Origin of the sequence: Nostoc sp. (assembly GCF_036917375.1) — a bacterium.
GTDB lineage: Bacteria > Cyanobacteriota > Cyanobacteriia > Cyanobacteriales > Nostocaceae > Nostoc.
Genome location: NZ_JBALDN010000093.1, coordinates 87,203 through 108,493 on the forward strand (window position 1 = coordinate 87,203; position 21,291 = coordinate 108,493).

The 21,291-nt window shown below is 41.1% G+C and carries 16 protein-coding genes; 9 read left to right on the forward strand and 7 right to left on the reverse strand.

The annotated features are described in order from the left end of the window. Window positions 1-374: 374 nt before the first annotated feature. The gene (locus V7K45_RS24325; RefSeq protein ID WP_335007567.1) at window positions 375-974 is read right to left on the reverse strand and encodes a hypothetical protein; all 600 of its coding nucleotides are present in this window, start codon (window positions 972-974) and stop codon (window positions 375-377) included. Window positions 975-1,208: 234 nt separating this feature from the next. Here V7K45_RS24325 and dacB point away from each other — a divergent pair, with 234 nt between their 5' ends. The 5 genes from dacB to V7K45_RS24350 all read left to right on the forward strand — a co-directional run bounded on the left by dacB (window position 1,209) and on the right by V7K45_RS24350 (window position 7,157). After that, window positions 1,209-2,678, forward strand: coding sequence for a D-alanyl-D-alanine carboxypeptidase/D-alanyl-D-alanine endopeptidase (gene dacB / locus V7K45_RS24330; protein ID WP_335007518.1), 1,470 nt, complete (start codon window positions 1,209-1,211; stop codon window positions 2,676-2,678). Window positions 2,679-2,833: 155 nt separating this feature from the next. Beyond that, on the forward strand, window positions 2,834-3,739 hold the full coding sequence (locus tag V7K45_RS24335) for a S66 peptidase family protein (RefSeq protein WP_335007519.1): 906 nt from the start codon (window positions 2,834-2,836) through the stop codon (window positions 3,737-3,739). Between the two features lie 102 nt (window positions 3,740-3,841). Then, complete coding sequence (locus V7K45_RS24340; protein WP_335007520.1) at window positions 3,842-4,495, forward strand: glycosyltransferase family 2 protein; 654 nt, start codon at window positions 3,842-3,844, stop codon at window positions 4,493-4,495. A gap of 126 nt (window positions 4,496-4,621) precedes the next feature. Beyond that, on the forward strand, window positions 4,622-5,788 hold the full coding sequence (locus tag V7K45_RS24345) for a glycosyltransferase (protein WP_335007521.1): 1,167 nt from the start codon (window positions 4,622-4,624) through the stop codon (window positions 5,786-5,788). Between the two features lie 49 nt (window positions 5,789-5,837). Beyond that, the gene (locus V7K45_RS24350) at window positions 5,838-7,157 is read left to right on the forward strand and encodes an ABC transporter substrate-binding protein (RefSeq protein ID WP_335007522.1); all 1,320 of its coding nucleotides are present in this window, start codon (window positions 5,838-5,840) and stop codon (window positions 7,155-7,157) included. 154 nt (window positions 7,158-7,311) lie between these two features. Here V7K45_RS24350 and V7K45_RS24355 read toward each other — a convergent pair whose 3' ends face one another. Beyond that, a complete protein-coding gene (locus V7K45_RS24355; protein ID WP_335007523.1) occupies window positions 7,312-8,049 on the reverse strand; it encodes a hypothetical protein in 738 nt (245 codons plus the stop codon). A gap of 221 nt (window positions 8,050-8,270) precedes the next feature. Between V7K45_RS24355 and hemE the strand changes: the two genes are divergently transcribed. After that, window positions 8,271-9,332, forward strand: a complete 1,062-nt coding sequence (gene hemE / locus V7K45_RS24360; RefSeq protein WP_335007524.1) for a uroporphyrinogen decarboxylase — start codon at window positions 8,271-8,273, stop codon at window positions 9,330-9,332. Window positions 9,333-9,503: 171 nt separating this feature from the next. Continuing rightward, window positions 9,504-10,454, forward strand: a complete 951-nt coding sequence (locus V7K45_RS24365) for an NAD-dependent epimerase/dehydratase family protein (RefSeq protein ID WP_335007525.1) — start codon at window positions 9,504-9,506, stop codon at window positions 10,452-10,454. A gap of 370 nt (window positions 10,455-10,824) precedes the next feature. Here V7K45_RS24365 and V7K45_RS24370 read toward each other — a convergent pair whose 3' ends face one another. From V7K45_RS24370 to V7K45_RS24380, 3 genes are all read right to left on the reverse strand, one after another. After that, the gene (locus V7K45_RS24370; RefSeq protein WP_335007526.1) at window positions 10,825-11,865 is read right to left on the reverse strand and encodes a WD40 repeat domain-containing protein; all 1,041 of its coding nucleotides are present in this window, start codon (window positions 11,863-11,865) and stop codon (window positions 10,825-10,827) included. 116 nt (window positions 11,866-11,981) lie between these two features. After that, a complete protein-coding gene (locus V7K45_RS24375) occupies window positions 11,982-12,533 on the reverse strand; it encodes a ferric reductase-like transmembrane domain-containing protein (RefSeq protein WP_335007527.1) in 552 nt (183 codons plus the stop codon). Window positions 12,534-13,551: 1,018 nt separating this feature from the next. Continuing rightward, complete coding sequence (locus V7K45_RS24380; RefSeq protein WP_335007528.1) at window positions 13,552-15,258, reverse strand: peroxidase family protein; 1,707 nt, start codon at window positions 15,256-15,258, stop codon at window positions 13,552-13,554. Window positions 15,259-16,198: 940 nt separating this feature from the next. Here V7K45_RS24380 and V7K45_RS24385 point away from each other — a divergent pair. Beyond that, complete coding sequence (locus V7K45_RS24385) at window positions 16,199-17,797, forward strand: B12-binding domain-containing radical SAM protein (protein ID WP_335007529.1); 1,599 nt, start codon at window positions 16,199-16,201, stop codon at window positions 17,795-17,797. 75 nt (window positions 17,798-17,872) lie between these two features. Then, window positions 17,873-18,145, forward strand: a complete 273-nt coding sequence (locus tag V7K45_RS24390) for a hypothetical protein (RefSeq protein ID WP_335007530.1) — start codon at window positions 17,873-17,875, stop codon at window positions 18,143-18,145. On the opposite strand, the gene V7K45_RS24395 is transcribed toward V7K45_RS24390, so the two are convergent. Next, a complete protein-coding gene (locus tag V7K45_RS24395; RefSeq protein WP_335007531.1) occupies window positions 18,139-18,981 on the reverse strand; it encodes a 2-isopropylmalate synthase in 843 nt (280 codons plus the stop codon). The two genes, V7K45_RS24390 and V7K45_RS24395, sit on opposite strands and share 7 nt — an antisense overlap. Before the next feature lie 182 nt (window positions 18,982-19,163). Beyond that, window positions 19,164-21,224, reverse strand: a complete 2,061-nt coding sequence (locus tag V7K45_RS24400) for a ribonuclease catalytic domain-containing protein (protein ID WP_335007532.1) — start codon at window positions 21,222-21,224, stop codon at window positions 19,164-19,166. Window positions 21,225-21,291: the final 67 nt, after the last annotated feature.

Below are 21,291 nucleotides of genomic sequence, written 5' to 3' on the forward strand. Positions count from 1 at the left end.
CGCATCCGATTATTTTCTATACTGGACAATTGATATCAATTAGAATGCCCTGTTACCTATTCGCTAACCTTGTGATCTTAGAATTCTTGTTTATTTAAAATATTTAAAATTATTTTGGGATAAGCTCTTACCAATGGTTAATAAAGAACTTCAACCACAGTTAGAAGCAACACTAAAACTGCATCAATGGCAGTCAGCAACATTGCTCGTGGAGTGAAAGAGAAAGTAATTAAAAAAGGTTTTGGAAATTTGGTTATCTCTCAGACTGCTGCTTACAGTTGCAGGCTACTGTTTAGAGAACTAAAGCATTATCTTGTATAATCAACGACTAATGACTCCCTTTGATGGGGAGTCATTTGATATCAGTTAGCTAGTTAAAATGAAATTGGTACATTTTTAAATGCGGCTGTATCTGGCACAAAAATGTCCAAATTATTGATACCATCGGGAACTCTTAGCCAGATATAAGCATCTGCGGAGGCTTGTGGACGCACTTGGAACAAAGAAACGCTTCCTGTTGAGCGATTAAGAGCAACTCCTTTGTAGGTTACGCTAGTGTCAGGATTGCGGGCTGTTGTACTAGCAACCGAGATAATATCGCTACCAACAACTCCGTCTGTGGCAAGGCGACGAATCCGCATTTGCAGATTTACCACATCGCGGTTTCCAGTTTCTGGATCTTTAATTCGTTTTGCTGAAAGTAACTCAACTTCTGCCTTTTTGCCAAAAGCAGGCTGCACAAATTGACCAGGACTAATTGCTGAAGTTGTAGCACTCGCTGGGGATGGTGATACTGTTGCTTGTGGAGAAATTGTAGCTGTAGGACTTGCAACTTGAGTGGGAATGGTATTACTGGCTGTACTAGTAGCATTTAGTGTCTGCCGCAACGTAAAAACTTCATAAGCTACATAGCCGCTACATCCCAAAGCCAAAGTAGAGAGTAATACAGCTACACCAGATAAAAATGTACTCACACCATTGCCTCGATTTCGTATTTCTGTATGTGCAGGTTGACTTAGGTTTCGATTTTGTAGTCCCATAAATTATAGTTGTGCGTAGGCGCAGCCCGTCGTAGACATCGCCCATCTATGAAACATGTGAACATCTTCCCTATACTAATTAAGTAACTTTACTGAGCCAATTCTTCTCTCTCCGGAAAGAAGTTCTTCGCAAGGTGAAAATATCTGTCTTTGGGATAAGGAAAATTGGTGAGACTTCAGACTTTAAATCAACCACTGGGTGTTTTGTTAATATTTTTGACTAGCCAGATAGGATTTAGTTCTATTGCAAAAGCACAAACCCCAGTTGCACCAACAACTACCACAAAATCAATTTGCTCTAGTCAACTGGGAACAGCTATAGATGCTGTAATCAATCGTCCCTTATTTAGTCGGGGGCGCTGGGGAATTTTGATACAACCTCTGTCAACGGGGCCAACTCTTTACAGTCGAGATGCTCAAAAATATTTTACTCCTGCGTCTAACCTCAAATTGCTGACAACAGCAGCCGCGTTGCAGGAATTGGGTGCTAATTTTCGGATTCGCACCTCTATTTATCAGAATGGCAATGGTGTTTTACGTGTTGTCGGTAGGGGAGATCCTAGTTTAAGTGATGCTGAACTGCAAAAATTGGCACAGCAGTTAAAACAGAAAGGTATTACTCAAATTCAGCAGTTGAGTGCTGATGATAGTTATATTCAAGGTGATATTGTTAACCCCACCTGGCAATGGGAAGATGTGCAGTCAAGTGATGGCGTACCAGTCAGCAGCTTTATTCTAAATAAAAATATTTTTAGCTTTAAACTTGTACCACAGGCTGTAGGTAAATCTTTGCAAGTGCTGTGGCTCGATCCTGGCGAAGAAAAACAGTGGCGGATAATTAATCAGTCAGTAACCGTCCCTCAAAATCAACCGAGCTATGTCAATGTTACCCGCGAATTATCAGGAACAGTATTACGAATTCAAGGACAACTGACAACGAATTCTGAAGAATCTTTAATAGATTTGCCTGTAGTTGACCCTAATTATTACTTCTTACGACGTTTCCGTACTGCCTTAGCAACAGAAAAAATTAACTTGGGACAAACATTAGTAGTAAATGGTGGTGTGAATCAAAGGGAAATAGCATTTGTAGAGTCGCCACCTTTAGCTGAATTATTAGCAGAAACTAATTTAAATAGTAATAATCTTTATGCGGAAGCATTGCTGAGAGCATTAGCTGTGAAAAAGACTAGACTGAAAAATCAGACTAGTGCTGATGTCGGTTTAGAAGTTGTCAAAGCAAGTTTAACTAAATTGGGGGTCGATCCAGCTAATTATATTTTGGTCGATGGTTCAGGTTTATCACGTCGTGACTTAGTGACACCAGAAGCTTTTGTCCAAACTCTACGGGGAATGGCAAAAACCCCAACAGCGTATATATATCGCGCATCTTTACCCGTGGCTGGCAAAAGTGGAACTCTGAAAGGCCGCTTTCAAGATACACCTGCTGAGGGCATTGTGCAAGCAAAAACGGGTACGTTAACGGGTGTAGTTTCTCTATCTGGATATATGAATGCGCCGAAATATGAGCCGCTAGTTTTTAGTATTATCGTGAATCAGTCGGATCAATCTGCAACTGTAATACGGCAGGCAATTGATGAAGTTGTTGTGTTGTTAACACAGTTGCAGCATTGTTAATATTAGACATCTTGCAAAAGTTACTTTTGCAAGATATTGCGGAAAGGTTAAAGGTTAAAGGGTAAGGGAAAATTCCATACCTTTACCCTTTAACCCTTAACCTTTTCCCCACTTCTGCAAGAAGTCTATTATACTTTTGACTCATAACTTTTTTCATGCCAACCAAAATCTTACCACCGCCCCTAAAACCTGGAGACTTACTACGAGTAATTGCCCCTAGTGGTGCTTTGCGAGAATTCGAGGAATTTAAACAGAGTCTAGAAATTTGGCGATCGCGTGGTTATCAATTAAAAGTCAGTCCTCAGATAGATGACAAATGGGGTTATCTAGCAGGGACAGACGAAAATCGCCGTCAACAGCTAGCAGCAGCATGGCAAGATCCTGATTGTCGTGGTATTCTCTGTGCCAGAGGTGGTTTTGGCAGCACCCGCATCTTAGAAAATTGGAATTGGCCATCAGGGCTTCCCAAGTGGCTCATAGGCTTTTCTGATATCACAGCTTTATTATGGAGCCTTTATACAGCAGGAATTTCCGGCGTTCACGGCCCTGTAATGACAACTTTGGCAGATGAGCAAGATTGGTCAGTTAAGCGATTATTTGATTGGGTAGAAGGTAGTTCTTTTACCCCTCTCAAAGGTTGCGGTTGGGGTGGTGGTGTGGTGAATGGTACTTTATTACCAGGTAATCTCACGGTGGCTACTCACCTTTTGGGTACACCAATCTTGCCACATCTAGATGGTGTAATTCTGGCCTTTGAGGATGTTACGGAAGCACCTTATCGGATTGATAGGATGCTGACGCAGTGGCGTTTGAGTGGTGCTTTGTCTCAAGTCTGCGGTATTGCGTTGGGCGGTTTTACTCGTTGTGAAGCGCCACCAACTATATCTAGTTTTAGTGTAGAAGAAGTATTGCGCGATCGCTTGGGCGATTTAGGGATTCCCATTGTCTCCGATTTGCCTTTTGGACACGATAATCCCAATGCAGCCTTACCAGTGGGAGTAGAGGTAACTTTAAATGGGGATGCGGGAATATTAGCGATCGCGCATCCCCATCTAAGTTAAAATCAGATCCGCTTAAGGTGAAACAGTCATAATCCACTCACAGAATAATCTGCTAAATGCTGTGGTAAATATACTAATACTTAATTTTAGTGTCAATCTATTATGAGTCCAATAAAATTTGATTCAGTTCCAGAAATATCGGTTGTCATCTGTACTTACAATCGCGCCAAATATTTAGATAATGGCATTAATAGTGTTATCAATCAAACATTTAAAGATTGGGAACTGATTGTAGTTGATGATGGTAGTCAAGACAATACCTTTGAAATTGTCAATTCTTATGTCCAGAAATTTTCTAATATACGATATCTCAAACATCAAAATAAAAAACAAGCTTACGCTAAAAATGCTGGGATTCAGGCATCCTTTGGCAAATATATTACACTTCTCGATAGTGATGATGCTTACAAACCCAATCATCTAGAATCACGACTGGAATACATGAAAAATCATCCAGAAATTGATTTAATTGAAGGGGGATTTGCCAGTGATGAAGAGATTTTTGTGGCAGATTATTTTCAGCCAGGTAAAACAATTAATTTGCGAGAATGTGTTTTAGGCCCGACATTTTTCGGCAAGAGAAAAGTATTTTTTGAGTTAGGGGGCTTTGAAAACATCCACTATGGAGAGGATACAGACTTTTGGCATCGGGCAGAAAAAACTTTTAAAACCCAAAAAGTCACTGTCCCGGAAACATATCTTTATACAAGAGCAGAAACCAGTGTTACTAAAAGTGTTTTAGAACAGCATTCATAAAACCAGACAATAAGTCAGAAATTGTTGCTTCGCTCTCCTGCTGACTGTATAATTATTACTGCCATTTTGCACGAATAAATTTGAGTTTATTTATTTTGCTAAAGGGAGTAAAATCTAACTACAAGTATGCATATTTGTCATATAGTTTTGAATAACATTGGTGGAGCGCCAAAAGTTGCTGATTCGCTAATTTCTTCTCAGGTAAAGGCTGGCTATAAAGTCTCTACTGCGATCCTGACTGATTTAGATCCACGCTGGATATTATCTTTTCAATCAGCTCATATAATCATTGTGATGAAAATTGCCGGAACTTTATTTTATATTGGCGGAGCAATACACCAAATATGGGTAGCAATACAATTAAATAAGCTCGTTGCTGAACAGAAACCAGATATTATTATTTGTCATAGTGCATTTATCACTAAGCTTTTTTATTTATCTAAGTTTATACCTGGAAGTTTATCTATTCCATATATCAGTTATATTCATAGCGATTATCTTTCGGAATCAAAGATTAAACGCCAAATAAATCCTATCGCTGCATTCATCCAAGATTTAAATGTCAGTATTGATAATTGGATACATCTTCGTGCTATTAAACAAGCTAGTGGAATAGTTTTTGTTTGCAAGACTCTTCGTGATAAATTTTTAAACCTTGGCTTAAATCATCCTCGAATAGCAATATCCTATAATCCAGTAACACCTGATTTAAAAAATCCACCTCTCAATTCTACAGCCGAGTCTTGGTTAAATGACTCTGAGTTGATTACCTTTGTATCTGCTGCTAGATTCCATTATCCAAAAGACCATCAAACTTTAATTAAAGCATTCGCTAAAGCTAGTGAAACTTACTCAAATATCCGACTAGTTTTGCTAGGTGACGGTGATTTAGAATTAGAGATGCAAGATTTGGCAAATTCTTTAGATATTAGTAACATAGTACTTTTTGCAGGATCTGTCCCCAATCCTAAAGCTTACTTTTCACTGTGTCGAGCAGTTATACTTGCTTCCCATTCTGAAGGCTTTGGTATGGTTCTTGTCGAAGCTGTAGCTAATGGGGTAACGTTTATTGCTAGTGATTGTCCAGTTGGGCCGCGTGAGATTTCTGAAGTACTGGAATGTGGGAATTTAGTGCCACCAAGTGATGTAAATGCATTAGCAGCAGCAATTATGGATTGTGTAAAAACTCCTCAGCAAAAGATCGATCGCTCTGAGCAAATTGCACAATTTTTTAGTGAAACTAGCTGTGCTAACCAGTTAGAAAGTTTAATTCAGCAAGTTGTTTCCCGATAAGTGTAACTAGGAATAATGTATAAATGACCTATATATCTAAAAACTTTGTATGAATATTAATTTCATAACTTCCAAAATTAGAGATTTTTGGTATTTTTTAATAAAAACCGCCACTCGGCTTTCAATTTTAGGAATGATTCTCAGTTTATCTCTGATATTTTTATCTAGTTGTCAGGAAATTAGACAAAAAAACGACGGGGTAATTCATCTGACACTTTGGCAAGCGATTAATCCCCCTGCACATCGAGAGATTTTTGAAAAATTAGTAGATAAATTTAATCAAACTCATCCTGATATTCAGGTGGAATCTATATTCGAGCCGGAACCTAACTTACCCAAAATATTAACATCAGTTGTTGCTAATGTGCCGCCAGATATCCTGTCATTCCACCCCGAATATACAGGTCAATTTGTGGAATTAGGAGCACTTCGACCTTTAGAAGATTGGTTGGATAAATCACCCCTCAAGTCAGATATTAGACCTAACTTATTGTCAGAAATGCAGTTAGATGGTCATATTTGGTCAGTGCCAATGCACACCAGTAATATTGGGATTTTTTACCGTCCTAAACTTTTTGCAGCTGCGGGAATTACAGAAATACCCAAAACTTGGGATGAATTGAGAAAAGTTGCCAAAAAATTAACTATAGACCGCAATGGGGATGGTCGCCCCGAACAGTATGGTATTTTACTGCCTTTAGGAAAAGGTGGATGGACTGTGGTTAGTTGGTTGCCGTTTTTATATAGTGCTGATGGCGAGATTGTAATCAATAATCGCCCGAATTTAACCAATCCGGGTGCGATCGCGGCCTTACAATTCTGGCAAGACCTGATAAAAGATGGTTCAGTAATGCTTTCTGCCCCAGAACGAGGTTATGAAGAAGACGCTTTTCTTACAGGTCGTGTTGCGATGCAGATAACAGGCCCTTGGACTTTAATTATGAAATCTGAGGTCGATCATCAGGTATTACCCATACCAGCAGGTATCAGACCTGCTACAGTCACAGGTACTGGAAATTTTTTTGTAATGAAGACCACACCAGTAAGAGAGCAAGCAGCATTCAAATTTTTAGAGTATGTTTTGAGTGAGGAATTCCAAACCGAATGGAGTATAGGGACGGGTTTTTTGCCAGTTACCCTTAAATCGGCTCAAAGCAAAGCTTATCAGCAATTCATCAATGAAAAACCAGTGTTGAAAGTGTTTTTTGACCAATTACCTGTGGCACATTCTCAACCAATTATTGCTGGATATAGCCGTCTTTCTGACAGTCTTGGTCGAGCTATAGAAGCCACAGTATTAGGAGAGTCTGCTGAAAAAGCCCTTAAGAAAGCCCAAGAGCGTTTAGATTTGATTTGGGATGGCAAATAAATAGGACTGGTTCGTAACTATATTCCAGTTCCGCCAAGATGTCTCCTGGGGTATATGGTAATTCAAAATACTTACTAAATTTCTAACTTTGACCGGGTTGGAGAATGCGCGGGCGAGTCATAAATATTAAGGTTATAGAATATATCGATAAAAGTCAGGAAGAAACTCCAGTTTTGGGATGTAGATTCCTTTTTAACGTACACAACCCAATTGCTGGTATGGCTCCTAAAATCGCCGCAGTAAGTCCTTGTCCACTCCAATATAGTATGGGAGTACGGTAGGTTTCTGGAATCAAATTTTGCACAATAAAAAGCAACCAAACCAAAATAGTAATCCAGAAGAAAGAGATTGAGGGTACAAAATTCCACCACCAAATACCTGCTGTATATCGCCTCAACACCAGCCATTGGCAAATCCCTAGCCAAATTCCAGAAATTATATATGCGATCGCAGACAAAAATCCAAAAATCAAAGTATCTTCAGAAGATGATGAGGCAATGGTTGAAATGTAGTTAATCCAGGCTGTAGAAACACCATTGGCAATCAGCCAACCGACACTAGTAGCAAATAGCCACTGCCAACCCGGTAAATATCGGTAAAGTACAAGGGCTTGGTCAGCAGCGAAAATCACGGCAAATACAACGTTACTAAGGCTTCTAACCAAAATGCTCCATGTTTGTGGTTGATTAGCAATGTTAGACGAGAGACTTTGGAGAATAATTTTCTCTAACGCAATACTAGCAACGCCACCCACAACCCATCCGATGAGGGTCATTAAGGTAAACTGAATAAAGAACCTCTGTCGCTGCGATCGCGGAATCAAATACTTTCCTGGATTAGGCTCATTATTAGCAGATGCAAGATGGTCGGGACTGTTAGAGTCAGTTTGCATAGGGAATTAAGAGAGTAGATAGTGGAGACAACACAAAAGAGTGACGAAATTCTTTTATATTCCACTTTCTTTGTTAATTCTTGTTTTATCCCATTTCCGACCCGATTTCCCTTTGGTGTAAAGAGACTAGGGCTTTTGCTGACAACTTGCTAATAAAGCGTAATCCCGGAATGATAAGCTAAACAGTGGCATAAAAGTTGTGACTTAGGATGAAGTGATAAATGGGTGTTTATTCAACGACTCCTCATCTCTTACGGGCTGCTCGTGGTGAAGTAGTAGATCGTCCCCCTGTATGGATGATGCGACAAGCGGGACGATATATGAAAGCATATCGAGACTTAAGAGAGAAGTATCCTTCGTTTCGCGATCGCTCCGAAATTCCAGAAGTAGCAATTGAAGTTTCTTTGCAACCCTGGAGAGCTTTCCAACCAGACGGAGTAATTTTATTTTCTGATATTGTCACCCCATTACCTGGTTTGGGGATTGACATGGATATTGCCGAAGGTAAAGGCCCAATCATTCACTCGCCCCTCCGCACTCAAGAACAAATCGATGCTCTGCATCCTTTAGAACCAGAAGCAACTCTACCATTTATCAAAACAATTTTGCAGGCGTTGCGTTCGGAAGTAGGCGATAAATCAACGGTGTTAGGCTTTGTGGGTGCGCCGTGGACGTTAGCAGCTTATGCAGTTGAAGGAAAAGGTTCTAAAACTTATTCCATCATCAAAAACATGGCATTTTCAGATCCGGCGATATTGCATCAATTGTTAGCTAAATTAGCAGATGCGATCGCCATCTATGCCCGCTACCAGATTGACTGTGGCGCTCAAGTTGTGCAAATGTTCGATTCTTGGGCGGGTCAATTGAGTCCTCAAGATTATGACACTTTTGCTCTCCCCTATCAGCAGCGAGTTTTCCAGCAAGTTAAGCAAACCCATCCCGATACACCTTTGATTTTGCTAGTTAGCGGTAGTGCGGGTGTGTTGGAAAGAATGGGACAATCTGGCGCTGATATTGTCACTGTAGACTGGGCAGTAGATATGGCAGATGCAAGAGCCAGATTGGGTAAACAAATGAAAGTTCAAGGAAATCTTGACCCAGGCGTGCTATTCGGCTCTAAACAGTTTATCCGCGATCGCATCCTCGATACCGTTCGCAAAGCTGGTAATTGGGGTCACATTCTCAATCTCGGTCACGGTGTCTTACCAGAAACTCCCGAAGAAAATGTCGCTTTCTTCTTTGAAACCGCAAAGGAATTGAATCTTGCAGGAGTTAAGAGTTAGGAGCCATTCAATTTTAGATTTTAGATTTTAGATTTTAGATTTTTCTTTTAATCCAAAATCCAAAATTCAAAATCTAAAATTTCCAGAGGATAAGTTATCAGTTGCGATTTGGAACTTTTAACTTCATTTTTAACTCTTCACTTTTAAATCCTAAATTTTAAAAAATTCTCTATGAGCCAGAAGCGGATTTTAGTGACTGGTGCAAGTGGTTGTGTAGGTCATTATTTAACAGAAGCCTTAATTAAAGAAACAAATCACGAACTGTATCTATTAGTTAGGAATCCAAGCAAGCTACAAGTTGATACCAGGGCACGTTCAGGCATCAACGTTTTACAAGGTGATATGCAAAATATTCGCCAGTTTGCCGATTTGCTATCCACAATTGATACAGCGGTACTCACAGCTACAGCTTGGGGTGGCGATCAGACATTTGATATTAATGTTGTCAAGACAATAGAGTTACTCGAACTGCTAGATCCAGAACGTTGCCAGCAGGTGATTTATTTTTCGACAGCTAGCGTTTTAGATCGCTACAATCAACCATTAAAAGAAGCCGGAGAAATTGGGACAGATTACATCCGTTCTAAATATGAGTGCTTAGAGAAAAAAGAAAAATTAGCGATCGCACCCAAAATTACCACAGTTTTTCCGACTGTAGTATTGGGCGGTGATGCGAATAAACCTTATTCTGCTGTCACATCTGGTATTCCAGAAGTGACGAAATATATTAATGTGATTCGCTTTCTAGAAGCCGATGGCAGTTTTCACTTTATCCACGGACGAGATATTGCCACTGTCGTGCGATATTTGATCGATCATCCTGCTAAAGATAATCAGCCACGTCGGCTTGTTTTAGGTCAAGCACCGTTAACTGCTAATCAAGCAGTGAAACAAGTCTGTGCTTATCTAGGAAAAAAGATTTACTTTCGCATTCCCATATCTATAGCATTGGCTAATTTGATTATTGTTCTGTTCCGCATTCGCATGGCTGCTTGGGATCGGTTTTGCATGAACTATCGGCATTTTACTTATGAAAAATTCATCAATCCCGATAGTTTCGGCTTACCAAATTATTGTGCAACCATGAGTGATGTTTTGAAAATTAGTGGCGTTGAACGTTAGCTAATGTGGGGATTTATGCTTTTGTAGTTTAATAAGATCAACCAATAATGAGGTTCTTGTCAGCTTTTGGTGATCAATAGTGGGCTGGTTTAGGCAGAAGGCAGAGGGCAGAGGGCAGAAGGAAGAAAGAATAAAATTACAGAAAGCCCTGTGGTATAAGGGTTACAGAATCTCTACATCACAAGAAAAGTCTTCAGGTTGGATCTGGATCTTTGTCACAAGTTCTACGACGACAGGCAAAATCTTAAAACCCTTCTGCCTCCTGCCTCCTGCCTTCTGCCTTAAAGCGCGTAACCTTTCATCATCACCAAAAGTTGCCAAGAACCAATAATGAATACGAATTGATGTATAGTTTAAGACAATTTATCTGTTAATTATGCAACCCTCGCACAGGCCAAATTTTGATAGTTTGGTCGGCACTACCGCTAGCTAAAGTTTGTCCATCGGGGCTATATGCAACAGACCAAACTGGTTTGCTATGTCCTGCAATGCTACCTAATGCTTTACCTGTAGATGGATACCAAAACTTAATCGTGTTATCTGCACTGCCACTGGCTAATACTTGCCCATCCGGGCTGAAAGTTACAGACAACACTTTTGCAGAATGTCCTACCAGTGTGTGTAACAATGTGCGATCGTTAAGCCGCCAAAGCTCGATCGTCTTGTCCGCACTGCCACTGGCTAGGATCTGCCCATTTGGGCTAAAAGCAACAGATAATACTCCTTGAGAATGCCCTACGAAAGTGTGTGTTAGCACTGCACTTTCTTTTCCTGGTTGAGTGTCTAGCTGCCAAATTTTAACAGTGCCATCATTGCCGCCACTAGCTAAAGTTCTCCCATCTGGATTAAAGGCAACAGACTTTACAGTATCAGTATCCTGAAGTGTCTGTAATTGTTTACCAGTTTGGAGATTCCACAGTTTGATCGTCTTGTCGGTACTGCCACTAGCAGCCAAAAGACCCTTTGGACTAATCGCCACAGACTCCACATCATCAACATGATCGTTGAGAGTACGCAGCAAAGCACCAGTTTCTAAATTCCAAACTTTTATCCGGTTATCCCAGCTACCACTGATCAGAATATGGTTGTCACGACTAATGGCAAGGGACTTAACTGCATCAGCATGTCCTTTAAAGGTATGAAGTAATTTGCCAGTATGCAGATTCCAAATTTTAATCGTGCCATCATAGCTACCACTAGCTAAAGTTTTACCATCTGGACTTATAGCGATCGCATAAATCCATATTGAATGCCCTTTAAAAATGTGAGAAGGTTGTAAATTAAGCAAAGATATGGAGGTAGATACGTGAGTTTTAAATCGTGAAAGTAAACCATAGAAACTAAAGCTACTCAAGGCTACAATGGTAATCACTAAAGCTGCTGAAACCTTGTTGATGATTAGCTTTGACATTTATAGGCTCCAAATCACAACTAGCAACATTATTTAGATTGAGCAATCTTTGTTAGGAAATTATTTTGAATTTGATTTTGAACAATAAAGAGAGAAGATTATGTTCGTTGTGTAAACTACCCACGAACTACCTCTTTTGTTGTATTCATCTTTTTTTGCTGCTGATTCTGGCGTTCAATCCAAAAACGAATCAGAAATAAAGCCATAATAGCGGTAATCGACATAATGGCAATGGGTGTTAAATATGTCCAGTGCCCTGACATTTTGTCCCAAATATGCCACGTTAAAAGAAATATGGCTAAGTAAGTAAGTTTATGCAATTGCTTCCAGTTTTTCTTCAGCTTTTTTACACTCCAATTATTAGAGGTTATAGCCAAGATGGTGAAGATAGTAAAAGTAGATATTCCCTGGAAATAAATCAAAAATGTCTTTGGGTCGAAAAAATCAATGTCTCTTTTTTGAACTAAAATAAATCCATGAGTCAATGCTAAAAAGAATCCGAACACACCGATGAGCCGACGGCGTTTTAGCAGCCATTGAGGAATACCAGTTTCTTTAGTTTCAGGAAAAACTATTCTGAGAATTGTCGGAAGCAAAGTAAGAATGTAACAAGCTAATGCTACAAACCCTAATATATTAGGTAGTGGAGAAGGATCGATTGCGATCATAGAAAATCTTCCCATTATATTTGCAAAAAATATTTGAAGTGATGAGCATTGCATACTATAGGTATGAATTGAGGTCATCAGTGATGTTGCAATAGTTGCTGGTCTAAAAGAATGTCATTGATGGATTAGCGCCAGTAGCCTAGAGCAAGCACATCATGTCAAGAAAAAAGCGACGTTCTCAATGAGTCGAAATATATCTGATTAGCCTATGCTTATTGCTAAAGTTTTAGGCATCACCGATAGCATAGCGTTAGCGACGCAGGAGCGTCACAGCCCCTCACATACATCGTTTTGAGTCGAATTAAGCGTAAACTTTTGATATTACTGGCTTTGAAGTAAGGGGTCTAGGAAATTAAATATCATCCTGCTATAGGTGTGATAGTATGCAATACTTCTCGGATTTTGCACTTTTAACTCGGAATCGGGTTTGGGGAAAAGGTTAAAGGGTAAGGGTTAAAGGTTTTTTATTTTCCCTTTCCCTTTCCCCTTAACCGAGAAGTATTGCGATAGTATGCACGATATCCACGGCTTTAAAATCTGACTATAACGGAACTACATGAGTTATCAACGTCAATAGAAATGCAGCTTGTTAAAAAGCAATTGATGTACTCAAAAAATCAGAACTATTGTGCAATCATTATGAATGATGGCAAGTTAAATATCTAAATAATCTTGAGCAAGATTATCGATTTATCAAACGATTGGTCAAATCAGGAATGAAATTTGCCTCGTTCGATCCATCGAGGTAAACCTTGAGGAGATCGGGCTATGAACATGATTTGTAAGGACAAGTCAAGGGACTTTAAAAAGTTGCTTAAATTTTCGGAGTAGCTGCATAACTAATTTTGATTTTTACAGACCTTTTGACCTTCGCAAGTAAAATACAACTTCCCTACTCAAGAACAGTTTCTTTAGATTGAAGGAGGCAAGAGAAGCTTTTGAGTTGGGGATTTGACCCTTACTGCATTAATAAAAAATATAACAATAAGGCAGTCAGGGAGCAGACCCCCTAACATCTTCAGATAGATTCCTTTGCTTGTAAGATCAATTCTGGTACGCCAAAATCACCATCGGGGTTAACAGTACCGTCCTTACTGCGGCGGAATTCAGGGATTGGTTTCCAACCTGGGTACTGACGCAAATAAGAGTGACTGTCTCCAAAAAGTAGCCCCACGAATACTTCACCAACGATACGCCCCCCTACTGGGCCGAGTCGGGTAGGAATGTTGTTGATTTCATCCTCACTCAGTTGACCCTGTTGCGCTGCCTTCTGTATCTCTAGCTGTGCCTCTGCCAAAATGTAGTACCAAAGCGGCGCTCGGTTGTTAAACTCTGGAGAGATGCTGGTGAGTAGAGGATTATTGGCAGCATCCTTTGCTGTCGCCTTACCGACTCGTAGTTGTTCATTAGGGATAACAGGCAGACCTAAATGTTTTGCCACAGCCTGTCCAGAAGGCAGACCCAAACGTAGCCCGCGTAGCAAGTTGCGAGCTGCCAAAGAATGCTCAACTGTCGCCACACTCTCTGGAAGTGTACCAAGGGGATTTACCAGTGAAGTATCGAGTTTGTAACTAGGCTGAACGCGATTTGGAGTATTTGGTTTTTGTCGATTTAGTGGGGTAATATCGAAAAATAGAGTCCAGTCCACTGCCCTACCGTCCTCAATGGCACGAAAACCTGTGAGTGTTTCGCTCAAATTACCATCAGGACTGGGGAAGATGATCCGTCGTCCTGCCTTTTCATTAGTGCCTTCCTTAATGCCTGGGTCATTGGTATTTAATCGATAAATTGGACGAATAATCGAGTGTCCAAAGCGATAGGCTGCTGCTGAAAACTCGACAGGAATGAAAGGCTCCTTCTTCCACTTAAAGACCTTCAGGTTTGGCTGAAACTCGGTGAATTCCTGATTTTCCTTCTCTTGTTTGAGCTGAGGCAGAATCTCAAACAGGATATCCCAACCGATAAATCTGGGGAGGAAATCGTGCAGAATTACCCACTGATAGTGCCAGCGTACCTCCCGTTGAGCGGTCTCGAAAGAGGGTGGATGACCATCGCGCTTAGTCAGGAAATCGACAATTCGGTTATGAAAGCGCAGTACGGTGGAATGAAGTTGTGAAACAATAGTGTTTTCATCATTACGAGGGTCGCCAATCAAAGCACGGGCAGGTTCGCCAGAGTTGGGAGTATTGCGTGGTACATCTCTGGTATTTGGATCAAAATTGCTCCCAGAAAGTTTTTTGCCTAAAAGCAGGTGTAGACCATCATCCGCATATAAATAGGGTTGATCGTCTGGGCCACGTCCATAGACGCTATCGAGGTCGAAGCGTGGTGTCCGAAAATCAATCAAAGCCTCTGGATCGTTTTGTACCTGGAGGCTGCTTGCCGGATCAAAAGTTAGATCGTGATCGATAAATTGACCAAGGTAGGTATATCCAGCAGGAATACCAGGGCGTTCAGCAGTTCCGACGTTTTCCTCATCATCCTGCTTGTCTTCTGGGGTTTGCTCCTCTTCATGGGGCGCAGTAATTTTTTCAGCAAGAGCATGAAGTGCTTGTACAGAATAGTTTGCAGCAGGAAGTGTGCGAAAGATCCTTCCAAAACGTCCTTCAAACAAGGAAGACTGTGGTGGAAATTCCCCACCTCTTACTCCAGTGCCATGAGGGCGATACCCAGCTTTTCCGCCCCTTGTGGGGATGTTAGACGTGACTTTTTTCTCGTGACTCATAACATATTTCTCCTACAAGATAGTTTTTGTAATGGTATTGGTGGTTTTGGGAAAATTTAAGATGTCAAACCGCAGATATACAGACTCAAATTGCCTCTACAAGTGGAACAATTAGGTTCAACTTTCTCGTCACATTACTACAATGTATTAGAGAAGAGATGTCGCGCCCAACACATGTTTAGTTTCAAAATTTGGTCGTGTCCAAGATGCAGTATGGAGAAGTAAAGTTTTTTAATGTGGGAATACTTGCCCTCCCTCTACCACAAATGTGCCAGCGATCGCATACACTAAATTGGGAGCAGCCTATGGGTCAGTTCTGTCGAGCAAATGAGCATTCTTTTGCATCCTATTACTTTAAATTTGGAAGTTGTTGAAGCTTATGCTGTGAATACATATCTGAGTTTGAATAGAAAGTTATGCAAATTTCAAAAATATTTTTTACAGGTAACTGTTCAGTGGGTGCTGAAATCCCTCCAAACCCTTGATTCAATACTTATCGCTTAAAGGTTAAGGGGGAAGGGTTTAAATCCACTCCTTACCATAATTAAAAATCTCCATGTTTCCCCCACGAAGATTTAAAAAGTTCTTCTTCTGATAGTATGGGTTTCAGTAGTTAGAGACTAGAAAAAATCTTTAGAAATCCTTACCCCAAAGGCAACTTGAGAATTTTACGAATTGCGAATTAGCAATTATTGTTAAATCTTTTCAAAGCGTGGTTCGGTTGGACTGCCGATTTCTGGCTGCTGCGGCTTAGACAATGGTCAACCAGTCTAATTCGTAAGTTTGAGATATTCTCACTACACTGCTTGCAGTTAGCGGTGAGAGTTGTCACTTGAGGTAAAAATATCAATGGTAAGATAAAACAACTTTAATAAAAAGTCAATAACTCTTTATTTTCGTTAGAGTGGGATAACAATCAAAGTGTGAGGATTGATACTACATGCGAATCTTGTTAGTGTATCCAATATTTCCCAAAACCTTTTGGTCTTATGAAAAAATCTTAGAGTTAGTCGATCGCAAGGTTTTATTACCACCTCTGGGTTTAGTAACAGTAGCCGCGATTTTGCCCCAAGAATGGGAATTCAAGCTGGTCGATCGCAACATCCGCGCAGCAACAGAAGAAGAATGGGCATGGGCAGATGTAGTAATTCTCTCTGCGATGATTGTCCAGAAACAAGATTTACTTGACCAAATCCAGGAAGCAAAAAAACGTGGCAAGTTAGTCGCAGTTGGCGGACCCTACCCTACCTCTGTACCTCACGAAGTTGAAAATGTTGGCGCAGATTTTCTGATTCTGGATGAAGGGGAAATCACGCTGCCCATGTTTATTGAGGCAATTAAACGGGGAGACACATCTGGAACTTTCCGCGCCACAGAAAAGCCTGATGTCACAAGCACACCAATACCTCGGTTTGATTTATTGGAATTGAATGCTTATGACATGATGTCGGTGCAGTTTTCGCGCGGGTGTCCCTTCCAGTGCGAATTTTGCGACATTATTGTTCTCTACGGGCGCAAACCACGCACCAAAACCCCAGCCCAACTTTTAGCAGAGTTAGATTACCTCTATGAATTGGGTTGGCGGCGGGGTGTGTTCATGGTGGATGACAACTTTATTGGCAACAAGCGAAATGTGAAATTGTTGCTGAAAGAGTTAAAAGTCTGGATGGCAGAACATAAGTATCCCTTCCGATTTGACACTGAAGCTTCAATTGACTTGGCACAAGATGCAGAAATGTTGGAGTTGATGGTTGAGTGTGGTTTCTCAGCGGTGTTTTTGGGAATCGAAACGCCGGATGAGGATAGTTTGCAAATGACCAAGAAGTTTCAAAATACTCGCAGTTCTCTAACTGAGGCAGTGGAAACCATCATCAAAGCCGGATTGCGCCCAATGGCTGGGTTTATTATCGGCTTTGATGGCGAAAAAGCCGGTGCAGGCGATCGCATTGTCCGCTTTGCTGAACAAGCAGCAATTCCTTCAACGACCTTTGCCATGTTACAAGCGTTACCTAACACTGCGCTTTGGCACCGCCTGAAAAAGGAAGGAAGATTACGGGAAAATCAAGACGGGAACATCAACCAAACAACATTGATGAACTTCCTACCTACTCGTCCCCTGGAAGAACTTGCACGAGAATATATTGAAGCATTCTGTACTTTATACGACCCAGTGCAGTACTTAGATCGCACCTATCGCTGCTTCTTGATGATGGGCTTGCCTAGTTGGAAAGCCCCAGCAAAAATGCCAGAGTGGGTAGTTATAAAAGCGTTGCTAATTGTGATTTGGCGACAAGGAATCAAACGGGAAACCCGCTGGAAATTCTGGCATCATTTGTTCAGCATTCTCAAGCATAACCCTGGAGTTATTGAACATTACATCGCAGCTTGCGCCCACAACGAGCATTTTCTAGAGTATCGCCAAATTGTGCGCGATCAAATTGAAAGTCAGCTAGCTGAGTATTTAGCACAAGGTGCAGAAAAGCCTTATGTGCTAATTAAGGAAAAAGCTGAGGAAAAAGCGGAAGCGGTAGTCAGTTAAGTGTGGTAACGGTTAATAGGTAAGAGTTAAAAAATTACTTATTACCCGTTACTAAAACCGTATGCTATTCAAAGTATGATAGTCCTAACTCTAAAGTTTATTATTGAAGCCATTGATCGTCTGATTGAGAAATACCAAGAGCGACTCAATGAAATCGAAGATACCAATAAAGATGAGGCTTCCGATCTTGGTAATGATACTATGTTTTTAGAGTCACTTCGTAGAAAACTAGCAAATAGCTTGAATAACAGTACTAATATCAGTGCCTTGGTAGGTCATGAAGTTGTCCAACCATCATTGAATGCTTGCCAGAAAAGCCGCGATCGTAGTAAAGAGGAATATCAATAATACTCTCCTATCCCAGTTATTTGAAAAATTAACTCTGCTGCTTTACTCATCAAGGAAGTGTTAATCTCAAGTTGATAATTCTCCTGCTTTGAAATCTCCGTTAGAACTTTACTGAAATCTGCATTACCTTTCCTCGCACCCAAACCATTAATTGCACATTCAATTTGCCTCACACCACAACTTAAAGCAATGAGTGAATTATCTACCGCCATACCCAAATCATCATGACAGTGTACTGAAACGACAACTTCGTTAATATTGGGTACTCGATTAAAAATCATTTGCAGAAGTTGCGAAAACTCTTCTGGCGAAGCTAAACCTAAGCTATCAGGAATACTAACAGTAGTAGCACCACTCTTAATTGCAGTTTCAATAGATTTACACAAAAAATCTGGCTCACTTCTGGGAGCATCAAAAGCACTCCATTCTACATCATCACAGTAATTGCGTGCTAGAGAAACACTCTCTTTGATTGTTGCCAATACTTCTTCTTTGGTTAATTTAGACTGATTTTTCAGATTTACCGGAGTATAAGTGTGAATTCTAGCTCTGATTGCTGGTTTAATTGCTTCAGCAAGAGTGATTATTTCATTTGAATTTGAACTAGCTAGCCCACAAATAGTAGAATTTTTAATGATTTTAGAAATATTAAAGACTTCATCAAAATCTTTTTGAGAACTTCCTGGATAACCGACTTCAATAATATCTACTCCCATTTCTTCGAGCAATTGGGAGATGATAATTTTTTGTTGTAAATTCATTTTTATACCAGGCGTCAATTCTCCATCACGCATGGTGGTATCAAAAATAATTACTTTGTGATTATTTTCTGGCATATTGGCTAGAGATAGCGATTAACCAACTGCTCCAGTTCTGAGGTCAAAGATACATTCACAATTATTACCTCACTCCATTTACTCTATATCCTAACCGAAAGGGATTAGAGCAAGGCTAAAATAATTCGTAATTGATAATACTCGCTACAGGCTAGTATTACTAATGACAAATGACAAATTAGTTAATTCGCTGCTGTTTGAGCTTCTTGATAAATTATTTCTTGGAACTGGATCATATCTTTTTGCGGATCGGCGTGGCTAACTTTCACCACTATCTGTTCGCCCAACTTCACAGAACGTTTGAAAGCCATTGGCAACTGCAAACCCAAATCTTCTAACAAAATTAGGGCTAAGTTGCTGTCTTCTCGCAGCCACATCAACACTGTTACATCCCAAGTTTCCTCTGGATGACGGCGTAAATACTCTAGAGCATAATATCTATTAGTTTGTCGTTCCACCATCGTCACCTCTTGGGTGATGCTGGTGACAGTCATCATCACTTCTTTAAGTTGATCTGCGGAAAATGGCAGAACTTCACCCCGCAAATGGGCTTTAATTTGAAAGTGGGTGAGTAAGTCACTGTAGCGGCGGATGGGAGAGGTTGCTTGGGTGTAAGTATCCAAGCCCAAACCAGCATGACGCAAAGGCGTAATGCTCATTTCACTCTTGGGCATACAACGACGCATGGCGCAAGCGCGAACGAATCCGGCTGGAAGTAGAAGCAATTCTTCATCTGGAGGTAATTCTGGTTGCGGTTGACCGCGAAAAGGCAAAGGGATGTTATGAGTTTTACCATAACGAGCTGCAACTTCACCGGCAACAATCATCATTTCTGCTACCAGTTGCCGCGATGGGGAATCGTCCAAAATATCAATGTGGATCTCCTCATCTTTGACTTTGATCGTCGCTTCCGGCATGGTGATGCTAATTGCCCCTTGAGCGTAACGCCAAGCTTTACGCCGCTGTGCCCAAGTGGCGATCGCCGCAATTTCCGGTTCTGCTTGCACCCGTAATTGCAGCATTTCATCTACATCTTCGTAGGTGAGGCGATAAGTCGGCTTAATCAAGCTGGTATGAATGCTGTAATCTTCTACTCCCCCACTTGTCCCTAAAATAATCCCGAAACTGAGGGCGCAACAAACCTTTCCCTGGATTAGACTCATTGGCCCAGTTGCCAATACTTCTGGAAACATGGGGATCATTCCCGTCGGTAAATAGACTGTACTACCGCGCTTTCTGGCTTCCAAATCTAATTCATCTTCCGGTACTAACCATCTAGTGGGATCGGCGATATGCACCCACAGGCGTTCCCGTCCATCGGGCAGTACTTCCCAACTTAGACCATCGTCGATCTCTGTGGTAGTTTCATCATCAATGGTGTAAACCTTCAGGTGAGTCAGATCAAGGCGGTTTGTATCTGAGTCAATCGGCGGGAAATCCAAACGCTGTTGCGCCACTTCTAATACCTTATGAGGAAATTGAATCGGAATTGAAGAACGACGCAGGAACAAGTTTTCATAAGGACTCCAGCAACCCAAATCTACCAATAGTTGAAAGGCTCCTTGGGGTGTTGTGGGTCGTCCCAGCATGGTCATAGTTTCTAATACTGGAGCGCTGGGCGGATAAGCACGAGCCAAGGAATCATAATTAACGCCCGTCCGCACGGTGTCAGCTATTAGCGCTGCGTATTTTTCTAGTCCTTCTAAGCGCTGGCGATCGTGGCGCTGCCACTCTACTGCTTCACCTTTGAGCGCCTGCTCTACACGAGTTAAAAATTCCTGCTGTCCTTTAGCTTTTAGTGCCTCTACTTCTAGTTGGTGCTTGCGTTCTGCCACTTGAGCAGCAGTTCTCGGCTCGTAAGCGTCTCCTTTTTGCTTGAAATAAAGTTTGTCGTCTGATAACAAGCAATAGGCGGCGTAACGAGGAGGCGCGGCTGATTCGGAAAATAGCAGATTCGCCATTTGGTCTGGGGTAACTGTTTCCCCATCTTCAACCAGTAATTCCCAAGCCACTTCTAAACTAGATGGGTCTAAATAAGGCTTGACTTGCTCCAAAAAGCTGGCAATCTCAGAAGCTTTGTAAGTCTGTCCGGTAACTGTATAGGTTATTTGTCTAGGCGCGAGGCTGTGGGATTGACCACGTTCGTCTACCACAAACCAGCGGGTTTTACCGTCTGGACGTTCTACGATGCCCAGACGGCGATCGCCTTGAACCCTAAATTCAACTAGCGTCCCCTTCTCCACAACTCTCGCACTCTAATTTGGTGAACAGTTTAAATAGTTTTAAGTTAGGAGTTAGGAGTTAGAAGTT

Excerpts from the sequence above, each read along its gene's own strand:
- V7K45_RS24335 (WP_335007519.1), top strand. The coding sequence starts at position 2,834 with ATGCCAACCAAAATCTTACCACCGCCCCTAAAACCTGGAGACTTACTA.
- V7K45_RS24340 (WP_335007520.1), top strand. The coding sequence starts at position 3,842 with ATGAGTCCAATAAAATTTGATTCAGTTCCAGAAATATCGGTTGTCATC.
- V7K45_RS24345 (WP_335007521.1), top strand. The coding sequence starts at position 4,622 with ATGCATATTTGTCATATAGTTTTGAATAACATTGGTGGAGCGCCAAAA.
- V7K45_RS24350 (WP_335007522.1), top strand. The coding sequence starts at position 5,838 with ATGAATATTAATTTCATAACTTCCAAAATTAGAGATTTTTGGTATTTT.
- V7K45_RS24355 (WP_335007523.1), bottom strand. The coding sequence starts at position 8,049 with ATGCAAACTGACTCTAACAGTCCCGACCATCTTGCATCTGCTAATAAT.
- hemE (WP_335007524.1), top strand. The coding sequence starts at position 8,271 with ATGGGTGTTTATTCAACGACTCCTCATCTCTTACGGGCTGCTCGTGGT.
- V7K45_RS24365 (WP_335007525.1), top strand. The coding sequence starts at position 9,504 with ATGAGCCAGAAGCGGATTTTAGTGACTGGTGCAAGTGGTTGTGTAGGT.
- V7K45_RS24370 (WP_335007526.1), bottom strand. The coding sequence starts at position 11,865 with ATGTCAAAGCTAATCATCAACAAGGTTTCAGCAGCTTTAGTGATTACC.
- V7K45_RS24375 (WP_335007527.1), bottom strand. The coding sequence starts at position 12,533 with ATGATCGCAATCGATCCTTCTCCACTACCTAATATATTAGGGTTTGTA.
- V7K45_RS24380 (WP_335007528.1), bottom strand. The coding sequence starts at position 15,258 with ATGAGTCACGAGAAAAAAGTCACGTCTAACATCCCCACAAGGGGCGGA.
- V7K45_RS24385 (WP_335007529.1), top strand. The coding sequence starts at position 16,199 with ATGCGAATCTTGTTAGTGTATCCAATATTTCCCAAAACCTTTTGGTCT.
- V7K45_RS24390 (WP_335007530.1), top strand. The coding sequence starts at position 17,873 with ATGATAGTCCTAACTCTAAAGTTTATTATTGAAGCCATTGATCGTCTG.
- V7K45_RS24395 (WP_335007531.1), bottom strand. The coding sequence starts at position 18,981 with ATGCCAGAAAATAATCACAAAGTAATTATTTTTGATACCACCATGCGT.